This window comes from Thalassoroseus sp., from assembly GCF_984380535.1.
Genome location: NZ_CFHRBF010000030.1, coordinates 1 through 13,718 on the forward strand (window position 1 = coordinate 1; position 13,718 = coordinate 13,718).

The 13,718-nt window shown below is 56.6% G+C and carries 12 protein-coding genes and 1 pseudogene; 7 read left to right on the forward strand and 6 right to left on the reverse strand.

All coding sequences use genetic code 11. From position 1 onward, the window contains the following. Positions 1 to 336: 336 nt before the first annotated feature. Complete coding sequence (locus AC5DDB_RS28565; protein WP_491743181.1) at positions 337 to 1,206, reverse strand: TolC family protein; 870 nt, start codon at positions 1,204 to 1,206, stop codon at positions 337 to 339. A gap of 193 nt (positions 1,207 to 1,399) precedes the next feature. On the opposite strand from AC5DDB_RS28565, the gene AC5DDB_RS28570 reads away from it, so the two are divergent. Beyond that, entirely contained in the window at positions 1,400 to 2,893 is a 1,494-nt protein-coding gene (locus AC5DDB_RS28570) for an IS1380 family transposase (protein ID WP_491743182.1), read from the forward strand. A gap of 83 nt (positions 2,894 to 2,976) precedes the next feature. Here AC5DDB_RS28570 and AC5DDB_RS28575 read toward each other — a convergent pair whose 3' ends face one another. Together AC5DDB_RS28575 and AC5DDB_RS28580 are read right to left on the reverse strand one after the other, a co-directional pair. Next, positions 2,977 to 3,225, reverse strand: coding sequence for a heavy-metal-associated domain-containing protein (locus AC5DDB_RS28575; RefSeq protein WP_491743183.1), 249 nt, complete (start codon positions 3,223 to 3,225; stop codon positions 2,977 to 2,979). A gap of 56 nt (positions 3,226 to 3,281) precedes the next feature. After that, positions 3,282 to 4,451 carry a mercuric transporter MerT family protein gene (locus AC5DDB_RS28580; RefSeq protein ID WP_491743184.1) on the reverse strand — a complete coding sequence of 390 codons (1,170 nt, stop codon included), beginning with the start codon at positions 4,449 to 4,451 and terminating at the stop codon, positions 3,282 to 3,284. A gap of 178 nt (positions 4,452 to 4,629) precedes the next feature. On the opposite strand from AC5DDB_RS28580, the gene AC5DDB_RS28585 reads away from it, so the two are divergent. The 6 genes from AC5DDB_RS28585 to AC5DDB_RS28610 all read left to right on the forward strand — a co-directional run bounded on the left by AC5DDB_RS28585 (position 4,630) and on the right by AC5DDB_RS28610 (position 10,434). Continuing rightward, on the forward strand, positions 4,630 to 5,046 hold the full coding sequence (locus AC5DDB_RS28585; protein ID WP_491743185.1) for a heavy metal-responsive transcriptional regulator: 417 nt from the start codon (positions 4,630 to 4,632) through the stop codon (positions 5,044 to 5,046). Beyond that, positions 5,043 to 5,996 carry an arsenic resistance protein gene (locus AC5DDB_RS28590; RefSeq protein ID WP_491743186.1) on the forward strand — a complete coding sequence of 318 codons (954 nt, stop codon included), beginning with the start codon at positions 5,043 to 5,045 and terminating at the stop codon, positions 5,994 to 5,996. The genes AC5DDB_RS28585 and AC5DDB_RS28590 overlap by 4 nt, the downstream gene beginning before the upstream one ends. A gap of 213 nt (positions 5,997 to 6,209) precedes the next feature. Continuing rightward, complete coding sequence (locus AC5DDB_RS28595; protein WP_491743187.1) at positions 6,210 to 6,629, forward strand: MerR family transcriptional regulator; 420 nt, start codon at positions 6,210 to 6,212, stop codon at positions 6,627 to 6,629. A 126-nt stretch (positions 6,630 to 6,755) separates the two neighbouring features. Beyond that, positions 6,756 to 7,232, forward strand: coding sequence for a hypothetical protein (locus AC5DDB_RS28600; RefSeq protein WP_491743188.1), 477 nt, complete (start codon positions 6,756 to 6,758; stop codon positions 7,230 to 7,232). Beyond that, complete coding sequence (locus tag AC5DDB_RS28605; protein WP_491743189.1) at positions 7,229 to 7,930, forward strand: cytochrome c biogenesis CcdA family protein; 702 nt, start codon at positions 7,229 to 7,231, stop codon at positions 7,928 to 7,930. Before AC5DDB_RS28600 ends, AC5DDB_RS28605 begins: the two co-directional genes overlap by 4 nt. Positions 7,931 to 7,944: 14 nt before the next feature. After that, on the forward strand, positions 7,945 to 10,434 hold the full coding sequence (locus AC5DDB_RS28610; protein WP_491743190.1) for a heavy metal translocating P-type ATPase: 2,490 nt from the start codon (positions 7,945 to 7,947) through the stop codon (positions 10,432 to 10,434). A gap of 655 nt (positions 10,435 to 11,089) precedes the next feature. Here the strand turns inward: AC5DDB_RS28610 and AC5DDB_RS28615 are convergent. From AC5DDB_RS28615 to AC5DDB_RS28625, 3 genes and pseudogenes are all read right to left on the reverse strand, one after another. Next, positions 11,090 to 12,007 carry a sterol desaturase family protein gene (locus AC5DDB_RS28615; RefSeq protein ID WP_491743191.1) on the reverse strand — a complete coding sequence of 306 codons (918 nt, stop codon included), beginning with the start codon at positions 12,005 to 12,007 and terminating at the stop codon, positions 11,090 to 11,092. 73 nt (positions 12,008 to 12,080) lie between these two features. Continuing rightward, positions 12,081 to 13,211 (reverse strand): annotated as a pseudogene (locus AC5DDB_RS28620) (cysteine desulfurase family protein). Beyond that, positions 13,208 to 13,615 (reverse strand): ArsR/SmtB family transcription factor, encoded by a 408-nt coding sequence (locus tag AC5DDB_RS28625; protein ID WP_491743192.1) that lies wholly within the window; start codon positions 13,613 to 13,615, stop codon positions 13,208 to 13,210. Before AC5DDB_RS28625 ends, AC5DDB_RS28620 begins: the two are co-directional and overlap by 4 nt. Positions 13,616 to 13,718 lie beyond the last annotated feature (103 nt).

The following is a 13,718-nucleotide window of genomic DNA, read 5'->3' on the forward strand; positions in this document are numbered from 1 at the left end:
CGTCATCGCATCCGATGCAAAGCAACGGACAGAAAATCACCCGCAAGGTGATAATCGAGATGAAGGCGAGACGGAACATCACGAGGAATTTTTCCTAGAAGCTGGGTAGACTACGGCAAAGTATAGGCTGTGGTTGACAACGGAGCAAGGTCAGTCCGGCCGAATCGGCTGATCAGGGCAATCGCATGGCGTAAACCACTATGAGGTAGAGGTTTACGGTCTTTCGGGCCGCCGAAAACGGCAGCATTTCAAGCCCTGCTTGCCTTAAGTCATTGTGTCAAAAGGATTTACACATGCGATTGCCCTGATCGGCCGATGACCTCAGCGTTCTGCCGTCTATGGCTGCAATGTGATGAGCAGACCTTCAATCTCGGCCAGAGCCTGTTTTGCCTGACCAAACGCATCCAGCACACTCAATCGAGTCGTGAAAAGCGTTCGCTGAACAGTCAGCAACTGAAGAAAATCTGCCTCACCCGCCGCGAATGCCTGCTGCGACAGCTTGTAGGTTTCTTCGGCATTCGGAACGATTTTCGATACCAATTGTTCGTTCCTTTGACGAGCATTTTGATACCCTCCCGACCGCATCTGCCTTGACGGCCGGCCGTCAAGGCTCAGACGAGTTTGTTCAATCGCTGCCGAAGCCGCGGCGATGTCCGCTCGGGTGGTCTGGATGTTCCCTTGGTTTCGATTGCGGATCGGCAGTGGTACACTGACTCCGACAATCCCATAGGGATCGTCAGTTGCGGTGTCCACTGCGACGCCAATCTGTCCGGTAATGTTCGGCGTGACTTGAGCACACGCAAGCTGCAACGACCAGCGAGCGCGTTCCAGTTTTGAACCGGCTGCCGCGAGTTCGGGGCTGCTGGCTTCCAATTCACTCAACAGCAATTGCCACGGTGCCTCCTCAAATGTTTCGTCACGGTCAATCGCCAAGTCATTAGAAGGAAGTTCCGGAACCCCGGCGGCTGCGGCCAACGCCCTTCGATCCGCCTGCAACTTGGTGGCTGCGTTCTCGGCATTCACACGAGCTTGGTCAAGCTCAACTTTCGCTTGAAGCATCGCAACGTTCGATGCTTCCTCGGCTTCAACGAGCGACTGGACCGAGCGAAGTGATTGTTCCGCCAACTCTACGATCTGATCCGTCAGTTCCGTGCGTCGCTGAGAAACGGCAGGGGCGGCATAAGCAGTACGAATCCGAGTCAGCACACGTAGTTCAGTTGCACGAAGCTGAGCCTGCCGCTTCCGGAAAGTGCAGCAAGCCGGGCTTTGAACGTTGGCTTGGCCTCCCTTGAGCCCGGATTATTCACCGGCACTGTAGTGAATCGATGAAACCCAGGCGTGCTTTCCCGTGTTTTATGGGGTGTCGAGTTCGTTCCGCAAGCACGAGAAGGGGTACGCCATGGGTGAAGACACGCGTCACATTTTTGAGCCTGAGTTCAATCGTTCCATCAAAGTCGAAGCGACCGACCAACGACTCACTTCCAACGCCGGAGTGGTGCTGCTGCGAGAAGCCGACGAGCGGTCGCAATTGATCACTTCGATCGCCAATCGAATCTCCGACCCGCGGAATCCCGACCGGATTCGGTATTCGCTGACGGAACTGATCCGAGAACGTGTCTATACCATGGCGATGGGCTACTGTGCACAAGACGATGTGGACGTGCTCTGCCATGACCCGGCCTTTCGCATGGCTGTGTGGAATCGCCGGGGTGATCAGGTGGTCGAGGAGCGACTGGCCAGCCAACCGACGCAATCGCGTCTGCTGCGGATCCTGACGTCGAATCCTGAGAACCTGCGAGCGATCCAAAGCGGACTGGGAGACTCCATCAGGCGGCACGTGTTGAGTTCGCAGAACCATCGCGTGCGGCAGGCCACGATCGACATCGACAGCTTTCCGAGCGACGTGCATGGCCAGCAGGAGGGAGCCGCCTACAACGGTTACTATCAACGCACGATCTACCACCCGCTGCTGGCTTCGTTCTGCGTGGGTGGAGATTACGACAGCACACGCTCGGGTCTGCGGTTGGGCAATGGAGTCATTCACGCCATGTTGCGGCAAGGTCAGGTTCACATGGCCGACGGCATGCTGGGTTTTCTCGATCAAACGCATCGGCAAGCCATGCGGATGGCGTGCCATGTTGATTATCGGCTCGATGCCGGCTACACCATCGGCAGCGTCCTGGACCGGATGACGCAAATGAACCGCCGTTTCGTGGGCCGTTTGAAGTCCAATGCCGTCTTGGATCGGATGGCCGAACCCCATTGGAAACGACCTCCGGGACGACCGCCGGCCGAGGGCTACGAGAAGGTCGTTGAGTTAGGCCAGTACCAAGCCCGGGATTGGCAGTTTGCTCAGCGTGTGATTCTCGTGGTGATCGACAAGCCCGACCCCGAAACCGGACAACTCGACCTGTTTCCCCGCTACTTCTTTCTGGTCACGAACTGGCGTGAGCAGCAAAGGCCAGGTGCAAGCTTGTTAGAACATTACCGCCGTCGCGGGACGTTTGAGGATCGCTTGGGCGAATTCAATCAAGCGATCGGCGTGCATCTCTCGTCGCCGAACTTCAAGGAGAACGAAGCGACTTTCTTGCTGGCCTTGCTGGCTGACTACCTGACGACGATCTGCCGCAACGAACTGGAAGACGCCGTCGGCGGCTGTTGGGACATGAGGCGGTTTCAGCAGTTTCTGTTTCGCGTTGTCGGACTGTGCATCAAGAAGTCGCGTCGTCTTGTCCTGCGTATTGCTCAATCGGCGAAGCCGCTTTGGCGGATCCTGGCGAGTTGCCTCCAAGGCTGGAGCTTGCCTGCCGAACTGATGCAACCGCCCCACCACCAAGTCGGCTTCAAGCCGCCACCGCGGCATGCACATGTGGAAACTGTTCTTCGTTGGTAACGATTGTCCGTCCTCTCAAAACGTCATCATCACACTTCGGGAGGGGGAAGGTCCGCGCTGACAACCCCCCGGCCACCGCAGTGTCATCGCCAGCCACGCATCAAGATCAAGTGCAAAGTCAACGCGGCAACAATCGGCGGCAACAATCGCCGAACTGATGAATAATCCGGGTTGAGATCAACCTGAACAGCGGTGATACCGGGAAGGTTGCGAAGAGTTTCCGAAACCGTCGTCGCACACCCTTCGCAGGTCATGCCCTCGATGTTCACGACGGTTTGACGAAGCGATTCGTTCGGAGCATTGCTCGTCTGCTTTTCGCCCTCGCTGCCCATTGACCATTTGGCTTCTGTTGCTGTTGTGTCGTCGGCTTCGAATGTTTTCCCTAAACTCAGTCTCCAGCGTATCCCGCTTTTTTCAAGGCCGTTAGTATCTCTTCTTTTGGGATCGGGTTGCCCGGTTTCACGCCGACGACCGCCTGCCCTTTCTCGTAGTTGACATCGACGGCGACGACGCCGGGCACCTGACGGATCGCTTGAGCGACCGTCGTAGCGCAACCTTCACAGGTCATGCCTTCGATCTGGAACACAGCCTGGTTCATGTCCTCCGTCACGGCGGCGGCACCATTCGTACCGAACAACACACCGACATAGCTGGGGAAGCACAGGAAGGCCACGGCAAGTAGCGTCACGACCCACAGCATGACCTTTTTCAACACCATCATATTCAAGCGACGTTTGCCGGTTGGGGCACAGCAATCGTCAGCCTCCGAACCTTCCGTGGGGCAGCAGCCGTGTCCCCCTTCAGCAGCGGCTTTCTTGGGACGGTAGGTTAGGTAAAACGCTGCTCCGAGAAATCCGAACGTTACGACCATGAACAGCGGGCGATATGTTTCCAGTGTGGCTGCGATTCCGGCCCCGGACACGCCAACTGCCAGTAGAAGCAGCGGCAGCCAGCAACAGGCCGAGGCCATGATCGCCGAGGCGACAGTGCCGATCTTGGCGACCTTTTCACCACGGCCTGTCGATGCGGGCGTCACGTTCCAGTCATTCATCCGCATTTCCTCTTGGGCGATTTGGATACCTCTTGTCACACTCCCCAGACAGCACGAACCGCTCGGATTGAAGGTCTCGCAGTGGCAGCCGGGATCTTTCATCTTGGCCCGGATGTCCTTCAGAGCCTTGGAACGTCCCTGCATGCGAAGTTCGTCCTTGATGCTGCTGACCGAGTGGCCGAAGCAATAGCACAACGGCCGTTCGCCGCTGGTTTCCTTCACGCCGACTGAGACTTTGAGTTGCGACTTCGTGAACAGCTTGTGTCCTTCCTCGGAGAAGTACACCACGTCGCAGTTGGGGGAGTCGCAGAACCGCCAGCCTGTGTCCTCCGTGATGGGCGTGCAACCCTCGCCGTTGGTGTCGCAGCACGATTGATCGCCGCTGCCGATTCCGGCAGCGAACTGGTCGTTCAGTAGTGCCCGTAGAGTCACCAGCGAGACCCGATTTGCCATCTTCTCGCAGGAAGGACAATGAAGTTGCTTGGCCGTGGTTGATTCTGCGGTCATCGAACCACCTTTCTGTATAGGTCACGAGTGCAAGACCAAGGACCCTTTCCGAATCCTCGTTCTACGGCTATTATCGAGGTTGCACTTAAGTATAAGGTCAAGGCCGCCTGGGGATTTTCTCGAAGAATCTGCCGCTTGAGACGCAACTAGCGGCAGAGAAATGACCAACGGAGTCAAAATGGGGAGGCAATTCACGATCAGCCAAGTGGCGAAAGCCGCCAACCTGCCGACAACGACTGTTCGATACTACGAGCGGGTGGGACTGTTCGAGCCGGAAGACCGTAGTGCGGGCAACTACCGACTGTACAGCGAAGAGTCGCTCCGCAAGCTGAAGTTCATCCGGGCAGCCCAGGCCATCGGCTTCACGCTGGATGACGTGAAGGCCCTCCTCTCGACACCGAGTAACACTGCATTGCCTTGTCGTGAAGTACAGTCGCTCATCGAAGATCGGCTGGCCGAAGTCGGCAGGCGGTTGAAGGACTTGCGACACGTTCAACGAGTGCTGAAATCATCGCTTGAGAAGTGCAACGAAGCCAACCGAGCGGACTGCTGTCATGTCATCGAGACCCTGCGAGAGTCGGCAGGGATGAAATGACGGCTCTCGAACGACATCAAGTCCCCATCTATTTCGCCGCCGTGTTGATCGGGGCGGCGGCGGGTTTGCTTTGCCCCCAAGCAGCATCGGGTCTGGAAGTGGTAATCTGGCCGGTCGTGGGCACCCTGCTCTACTTTACGTTTCTGCAAGTGCCGCTGCTTCAGTTCCGGCAGGCACTTTCCGACGTGCCGTTTCTGGCTGCCATGCTGACGGCCAACTTCGTCTTCGTGCCGATTGTCGTTTGGCTCTTGTTGTGGATCCTTCCGCCATCGCCGCCGATCCTTCTCGGAGTGGCATTGGTTCTCTTGACGCCTTGCACCGACTGGATGAACACCTTCACGCTGTTGGGGAAAGGAGATGCTCACCGGACGCTGGCGGCGACCCCGCTGCTGCTGATAACTCAGATCGTCTTGTTGCCCGTATTTCTGTGGTTGCTGCTGGAAAGTGACACAAGCCGGATCGTGACGACAGGCCCATTTCTGCAGGCGTTCGTGGGCTTGGTCATGCTGCCGCTCTTGCTGGCGTGGCTGACCGAATGGTGGGGCAAGCGGAACGAACGTGTCGCCCGCTGGATCGGCATGTCCAGTCCGCTGCCGGTCGTCCTGCTGGCGTTGGTCGTGCTGGTGATCGCCTCCTCTCAGATTCAGCAGGTCTTAGACCACGCCCGGCAACTGACGCAGGTGACGTTGGTTTTCGTCCTGTATGTCGTATTGGCGGCGGCTATTGGTCGGCTGACGGTTTGGCTCTATTCCCTGCCGCCCAGAGCAGGCCGAGGCGTCATCTTCAGTACCGGCACCCGCAATTCGTTTGTGGTGCTACCACTGGCCCTGGCGTTTCCGCCCGAATGGAACCTCGCCGTCGCAGTGATCGTGATTCAGGCTTTCGTGGAGATGTTGGGAATGCTGATTTTCATCCGTGGCGTGCCAGGCTGGCTGCTGCGCGATGCCTAGAGGGCGATCCCAAGCAACAAAAAGACAATAAGAGCCGTCTTGATGGAAATGGGCAACAGGTTGAGCAAGAAGCGTTTGATGGTCCAATCTAGCAAGAACAGTTTCGTCAGGAATTCCTCCGCTATTACTCTCGATCAATTCGCTGCAGCTTGACTCCGTACCTTGGTACAGAGCGTAAGATGAATATGATGACATCAAACCAAGGAGCACGAAATGCGATTGAGAACGGGAGAAGTTGCCAAGCGGGCGGGAGTCAATGTCGAGACGTTGCGTTTCTATGAGCGTGAAGGCATTCTGCCGGAACCGCCACGGCGGGCGTCCGGCTATCGTGAGTATCCCCCCGATACGGTTGAGTTGATCCGCTTCATCAAGCGATCGCAGGAACTCGGATTCTCGCTCAAGGAAGTTAAAGAGTTGTTGTCTCTCCGCAAAGTCCCGCGTCGAGCGTCGAAGAAGGCAACAACCCTTGTGGACGCCAAGTTGGCTGAAATCGACCTGAAGCTCCGTGATTTACAGTCAATGCGTGAGGCATTGGAGAGTTTGCGTTGCGCGTGCGCAAGCAATGGTTCCTCCTCTGCCTGTCCGATCATCGAATCACTTAGCGGGTGCTCAGAATCCGAGGAGCGTGGCTAAGGGCATTTGCTGACGATCTAGGCCCAATCAAAAGCGGCCCTTGACTCCGTACCTCGGTACGGACCGTAGAATAGGTGAGTTGCAGATTTCTGCGATTGGCGAATCTCTACGAGTGAGGGTCTATTCATGATGAAATCCAAGTCGGTCACGACAATTCCGACGTCTACGGCAGTTTTATTTTTCTCGGCAGTGCTGCTGGGTACATTCGCGCTGAGCGGCTGCGATTCGAGTGAGTCAACGCGAAAGATCGATTCACAGGTTACGACTGCGGCAGAATCGTCGGATGTTGACGCGTTGTTAGTTCCTGCCGGTGCTCTCTCGGAAGAGCTGCTGGGCCAGTCGGTCACCGTTACCGGCAAGGTTGTCGAACAGTGTCCCGCAGCTGGATGCTGGCTCCGTGTCGAAGCGAACGACGGCGCAACTTTCGTTGACCTGCTCTCATCTCCCGTACGTCTTTCGCAAAACTATGTGGGCGAGCAGGCGGAGATCACTGGTGAAGTCGTACGGCGTGGTTCGAACTTTGCGGTTCAGGCCCAGCGCGTCGAATTCAAGCCAGGCAGCGCCGATTCCAGCAATGTCCAACATGAGGAAAGAACCGAATGAGTTGGCTTGACCAAGTTTACGATCGCCTATCAGAACTGGAAGCATTCTCACCCACTGCGTTCGTTCTGGCGGCTTTGGCAGGGCTGCTGCTGGCATTGTCGCCAACAGTCCTGGCCTTGGCCCCCGCTTTGATGAGCTATTTGGCTCGCGATCCAGAAATCAGTCGTTGGAAAGCATCATCACGAAGCTTGGCATTTGTGCTGGGAACGGCAACTACGTTTGGAGCCTATGGACTGATTTTCGGCTGGGCGGGTGCCTCGTTGGCTCCCATATTTGGACGCAACGGCTATCTCGTGGCCGGAGTCGTCCTCGTACTCCTGGGTTTGGCCATGCTGGGAAAGGTTCGCCTGAAGGCTCCCGTCGTCGAGGCACCCGAGCGGCGTGTGAGTAGTAGCGTCGGTGCCTATTTGCTCGGCCTTCCATTTGGGCTCGTCGGTTCGGCATGTCCATGTTCCATCCCCGTCGTACTGGCAATGCTCCTGTATGCGGGAAGTGTTGGCAGTCCGGTGTTTGGCGGAGCACTGCTGTTCATGTTTGCTCTTGTTCGCGGAATGCCTTTGCTACTGGCAGGAATATTCACCGGCTGGCTGAAGGAGTTCAAAAGTATCGCCCGTTGGCAGCCAGTGTTGGAAAAAGTCTCCGGCTTTGTCCTGCTCATTCTGGGAGTCGCATTCATCGCACAACGATTTACGAATTGAAACGAGGAAAAACCATGTCAACAACCATCTCAGAAGCAAACAAGCTGCAACCATCTGCAATTCGGGAATCGAACGGCAAGCTGGTTCAGATCAAAGCCAGCGGCATGATGTGCTCTTTCTGCACAATGTCCGTCGAAAAGGCGCTGGGCCGCATGGAGGGTGTACGCAACGTACAAGTCAATCTGGTACACGGCGTGATTCTAGTTGATCGCGAACCGGCAAAAGTCAGTACCGACCGTCTGGAAACGGCCGTCGAAAGTCTCGGATATACGGTCGTTAGCACCGAAGCACAGCAATACGAGATGGACCAAGCCATCTTCACGACCATCAAACGCCGTGGCTTTTTGGCGCTGGGGCTGGCGATCTTCAATCTGCTGCTGCATCCGCTGGTCACAGCAAATCTATTGAGTTTGTCGCTTTCGCCGCTGGTGTATCCGCTGGCGAGTCTGGCAATCTCGCTCGTGATTTTGTTGTGGGTCGGCTATCCGATTCTGCGAAAGACTCTGATGGCGCTCAGCAACCGCGTCATCAACGCCAACGTGCTTCTCTCGGCTTCGTCATGGGGCGCGTTTGCGATCGGCGTCGTGCATCTGGTGGCCTTGTGGCAAGGAAATGCTGCGGCCTGGCCCAACTTCTTTCCCATCGCGGGCCTGTTGATGGCACTGCATTTGTTTTTTGGCTACTTCAAACTGGCCACGCGGAAAACGGCGGCGGATGCCGTGCGCAAGTTGTTGTCGTTACAGGCTCAAAGTGCGCGTGTGATCCGTGGCGGCAAGGAAGTCGAAGTCTCTGCCGATCAAGTGGCGCAAGGCGAAATTGTGGTCCTTCGACCCGGCGAGCGAGTTCCGGTTGATGGCGAAGTGGAAGAGGGCACGTCCAGTCTGGACATGTCCACTGTCACCGGAGAAAGCGCGCCGGTGTATGTGGAGCCGGGAAAGGAAGTTGTGGGCGGCACGACGAACCTGGACGGATTCCTGAAAGTCAAAGCCACTCGCGTCGGTGAGGAGACGTTTCTTAATCAGGTCGTGCGACTGATGCGGCAGATTGAGGAACGCAAGTCGCCGGTGATGCTGCTGATGGACCGCTTGATGAATTACTACGGCCCGGTCGTCTTCATCGCGGCGGCTCTGGCAGGCATCGGCTGGCTAGCGGTTTTACTGGCGACCGGTGCCGGAATTGCCTCCGCGCTGCCGCAAGCCATCTACATCGCGCTGACCACGGTCATCATGGGCTATCCGTGTGCATTAGGGATCACCACACCGATGGCGCTGGCGATTGGCGGTAACCGGGGAGTCGCGCGAGGTCTTCTCGTAAAAGCCGGTGAGTTCTTTCAGGAACTTTCGGACGTCGATACTGTTGTGTTCGACAAGACCGGCACGCTGACTTACGGACGGCCGACGGTCAAAGACGTGCGGGCGTGGGGCCTTGGCGAGCGCGAGCTGTTGTCGCTCGCGCGCGTCGCGGAACAACCGTCAGAGCACCCGTTGGCGAAGGCCATCGTGAAATACGCCGAACTGCAAGGCGTCGACGACGCCCGATCGGCGGAGGATTTCAAGGCCATACCGGGCCAGGGCGTTTCCTGCCGGATTGACGGACAAGATGTACTGGTCGGCAAGCAGGCGTTTCTTAGCGAACGTGGCGTCGATGTGAGTTCCGCTAGTCAAGCAGCCGATCTCGAAGGCGATAATACTGTGGTCTACGTGGCTGCCGACGGAAATCTACTGGGGGCAATCGCTTTGCAGGATATGCCGCGGCGCGGCTCGCAGCAGGTGATGCGGCACTTCGACGACTTGGGGCTTAAGACAGCCATGCTGACCGGAGACAGCCAGTCGGTGGCCGATTCCGTCGCCCGGCAGTTGGGCATCGACGAGGTCTATGCCCAACTGTTGCCCGCCGAAAAGGTCAAGGTGATCGAGCAGCTTCAGCAGTCAGGACGCAAAGTAGCGATGGTTGGCGATGGCGTCAACGACGCTCCAGCGCTGGTGCAATCGGACGTCGGCATCGCACTCGGAGCGGGAACCGACGTAGCGATGGAGTCTGCCGGGGTGGTGCTGGTTAGCGACCAGATCGGGAAAGTGCTGTCTGCCATCCTGTTGGGGCGCGCCTCCCATCGTAAAATGAAGCAAAACATCGCAGTTGCCATCCTCTTCAACTTCGTCGGCATGAGTCTGGCGGTTGCCGGATTAATAACGCCGGGGGTCGCTATCGGAGTCATGATCTTCTCGATCTTTGCCATTCTGCTGAACACTTTGTCGCTGACGCATGTGGATCTCGGGCAGGATTACGACGAAGAAAACGCGTCCGTCATCGAAACGGAACTCTCCGCACCGGGAATGGTCTGCGAGGGTTGCTCGCAGAAAATTACGCGAGGACTAATGGCATTGGATGGCGTTCAGAAGGTTCTGCCGAATGTGAAGGCAAAGCGAATTCATGTCTTGCATGATCCGAACGAAACGAACGAACAACGTTTGCGCGACACCCTGAAGAAGCTGGGGTACGCGTGAACAATACGGACAATTCCAGTTGGATGATGGTCCACTCTCGCTGGAATTTTTCACTAGTTGGACCATAAAGGAGAATGACCATGACGAACGAAACCCGCCAGAAATGTATTGAGGAGGGCGTGGCCTGTGCTCAGGAATGCGAGACTTGCGCTACGCAGTGTTGTGCTCCGGTCGGCGGCGAAATGGCCGACTGCCTGGGTGGAATGCCCCTTTTTTCTGTACCAGGGGTTATGGAAGGTTGGGTTGGGGGACTGGGGTGGATCATTCGTTGGGCGGTTGGAGTGAGGCCGTAGGTCGAACGAAAGCTGCAAAACGGGTATCGTGAAAGTTGAATTGACGTTAGTTGTGGACTCAACTACGCCAAATTCAATCTATAGCGAAACTTGGGGAATCTCCTGTAATACCAATGGTTTAGTTCGATTCGTTTTTCTGCAGACGCAAGTCAATGTTGTTACAAGTTCAGTTGGAAGGGGCGATAAATCGCAAAACGGTCTCGTCGATTCGGCTGCGACCCCGCTGACGAACGATTCGGCTCATCCGTTCCGATTCTATGAATCTGCGAATCACCGTTCACCGTACTTAAAATGCTCAAAGATATAACCTGAGCTGGATATGCAAACTTATGACGAGTCAAGCCGGAGTGTTCTTGGATGGGTCAATATTGAGTGTGGCTTTTCGTAACGGGGAATTTGAGCTCGGCTTTCTGCGATTGCCCCTTGCTTTCGGCATCTGCGTTCGTGGAGCGATCTTCCATCATCGATGATGGTCTTCGACAACAAAACGGTAGCAGCAGCATGCCGGGAAGTCGATCGACCTGCCGTTCGTTGGAAAATGTCGTCAAGCCGATTCGCATCCCCTCATGTCCATCCTGCGGCTGAGGTCGGTAGGTGCCCAGCAAGTAGTCCCACCACGGCAGGTTGAAGCCGAAGTTGCTGTTCGTTTCCTGGTGGATGACCGAGTGATGGACCCGGTGCATGTCGGGTGTAACGACAAACCATCTCAACATGCGATCTAGCCAGCCAGGCATCTTTACGTTGCTGTGATTGAACATGCTGGTGGCGTTTAGCAGCACCTCGAAAGCGATCACCGCCACGGCGGGCGGTCCGAGCACCAGCACCACGGCGAGCTTGATCAAGGCCGAGAGCAGGATTTCTAGCGTATGGAACCGCAACCCAGTCGTGACGTCAAAATCCAGATCGGCGTGATGCACCATGTGCAGTCTCCAGAACAGGGGCACCGCGTGGAACATGATGTGTTGGATATAGATCGCCAGATCGAACGCCGCCACAGCTAGCACGATTTCCAACCAGAATGACCACTCGACCAGATGCAACAATCCCCAGCCGCGTGATTCGGCGAAGATCGCTGCCGCGACCGCCGTAATCGGGACCATCACGCGGGCGAGTCCAGTATTCAGAACCACCAAAGAGAGATTGCTGGCCCACCGCCACGGCTTTCGCACCACGAGTGAACGTCGGGGCAGAAATATTTCCCAAATGACCAAGCCGATCAAGACAACCAGGAAACATCCCATTCGAACGGCCCACTCCGTTAATTGCTCCAATCCGTCCATGATGATTACTCACTTCGGTACGCTGGTCGACAACCCTCAAGAGGTTTGAGTGGGTGTTTTGTGAATCGAGACTTTATCCTTCGACCAGTTGGAAAATCGCTTCGGCAACAGCGTCAATTTCGGCGTGGGTGGTGGATCGTCCGAGACTGAAACGCACCGCTCCCAGACCAATGTCATGGGACATGCCCATCGCCTCCAAAACGGGGCTGATGTGCAGGCTGCCAGCATGACACGCCGCTCCCGTGGAAGCGGCCAGCCAGGGCAATCGAGCGAGAATCTCCCCACCGATCTTTCCGCAAAAGCTGACGTTGAGTGTGTTCGGCAGTCGCCGCTCAGGATGGCCATTGAGAACGACCTGTTCCCCAAAGTGCGATTGCAACTTCTGCCAGAAATCGTCACGCAGTTTGGCTATATTTGTTTCCTCCTGCGTTTGTCGTGAAAGAGCACACGCCGCTCCCAACCCAACGATCTCCAGGATGTTCTCTGTCCCGGCCCGCCGACCGGCTTCGTGTTCCGCTCCATGCAACAACGGCTCCAGTTCGAGGCCCTCCCGGACGAACAATGCCCCGACGCCTTTGGGGCCGTATAACTTGTGGCCAGCCACCGAAAGCAAATCGACTCCCATCGCCTCGACATCCACCGAAACCTTGCCGACCGACTGCGCAGCGTCCGTGTGACAGCAAATGCCGTGTTCACGAGCAATCGCGGCGATCTCCTCAATCGGTTGAACCGTGCCAACTTCGTTGTTGGCGTGCATGATCGAAATCAGCACCGTGTTGGGGCGGATCGTCCGTTGCACATCATTCGGGTCGACCAGCCCGTAGCCATCGACTGGCAACCGTGTCACGTTCACTCCTAAGGATTCCAGAAACCGGCAGGGCTCCAAGATCGCCGGATGCTCGATCTGACTGGTGATGATGTGCGGAACGGTTTTTTGAGAGCGAGTCGCGAAGTAGATGCCCTTGAGAGTCTGGTTATTGGCCTCCGTGCCGCCTGCGGTGAAGACAACTTCCGTGGCATCGCAGCACAACAGGGCTGCCACCTGCTAACGGGCGGTTTCGATCGCATCGCGAGCGGAGACACCGGCCCAGTGCAAGCTGGAGGGGTTGCCGTAAGCTTCGCTCAAATACGGTCGCATAGCCGCGACCACTTCATCGGCCAACGGAGTGGTCGCATTGAAGTCCAGATAGACGCGGTCCCTCATCGTGCGGCCTTCCTGCGGCGGGGACGTTCAGATCGTGCCTTCTCCGTCCCCTCTGTTTGCCGTTCCATCGCCTTGGCCAACCGCTCTTTGTCGGCCTGAATCTCCTCCGCTGAGCGTTTGATGATCGGTTCGTCGCGGCCCACCAGTTTTAGCATGTCTTCCACGAGACGCGGACGACAGAGATAGTAGCACCGCAGTGCTCCATCTTGGGCATAGTCGACAAGTTTCGCATGCCGCAGCACACCGAGATGCTGCGAGATGTTCGCCTGCCGTGCCGGCAGCAATTCTTCCATGTCGGTCACGCATTTTGGACCTGCCAGCAGTTCTTGAAGAATCGCCAGCCGAGTCGGGTGGGAGAACGCCTTGAGTAATTCGGCAGCCGCCTGGGTTTCGATCGTGCTCATTGGTGTACTTTGTATTCGGATATTCGATTTACCGAATATTCTAGTGGCGATTGATGCAGGAATGCAACATTAGGATCACTTGTTTTGGAAAGTACACAACTCA

Excerpts from the sequence above, each read along its gene's own strand:
- AC5DDB_RS28595 (WP_491743187.1), top strand. The coding sequence starts at position 6,210 with ATGCGATTGAGAACGGGAGAAGTTGCCAAGCGGGCGGGAGTCAATGTC.
- AC5DDB_RS28615 (WP_491743191.1), bottom strand. The coding sequence starts at position 12,007 with ATGGACGGATTGGAGCAATTAACGGAGTGGGCCGTTCGAATGGGATGT.
- AC5DDB_RS28570 (WP_491743182.1), top strand. The coding sequence starts at position 1,400 with ATGGGTGAAGACACGCGTCACATTTTTGAGCCTGAGTTCAATCGTTCC.
- AC5DDB_RS28605 (WP_491743189.1), top strand. The coding sequence starts at position 7,229 with ATGAGTTGGCTTGACCAAGTTTACGATCGCCTATCAGAACTGGAAGCA.
- AC5DDB_RS28580 (WP_491743184.1), bottom strand. The coding sequence starts at position 4,451 with ATGACCGCAGAATCAACCACGGCCAAGCAACTTCATTGTCCTTCCTGC.
- AC5DDB_RS28610 (WP_491743190.1), top strand. The coding sequence starts at position 7,945 with ATGTCAACAACCATCTCAGAAGCAAACAAGCTGCAACCATCTGCAATT.
- AC5DDB_RS28575 (WP_491743183.1), bottom strand. The coding sequence starts at position 3,225 with ATGGGCAGCGAGGGCGAAAAGCAGACGAGCAATGCTCCGAACGAATCG.
- AC5DDB_RS28600 (WP_491743188.1), top strand. The coding sequence starts at position 6,756 with ATGATGAAATCCAAGTCGGTCACGACAATTCCGACGTCTACGGCAGTT.
- AC5DDB_RS28590 (WP_491743186.1), top strand. The coding sequence starts at position 5,043 with ATGACGGCTCTCGAACGACATCAAGTCCCCATCTATTTCGCCGCCGTG.
- AC5DDB_RS28585 (WP_491743185.1), top strand. The coding sequence starts at position 4,630 with ATGGGGAGGCAATTCACGATCAGCCAAGTGGCGAAAGCCGCCAACCTG.
- AC5DDB_RS28625 (WP_491743192.1), bottom strand. The coding sequence starts at position 13,615 with ATGAGCACGATCGAAACCCAGGCGGCTGCCGAATTACTCAAGGCGTTC.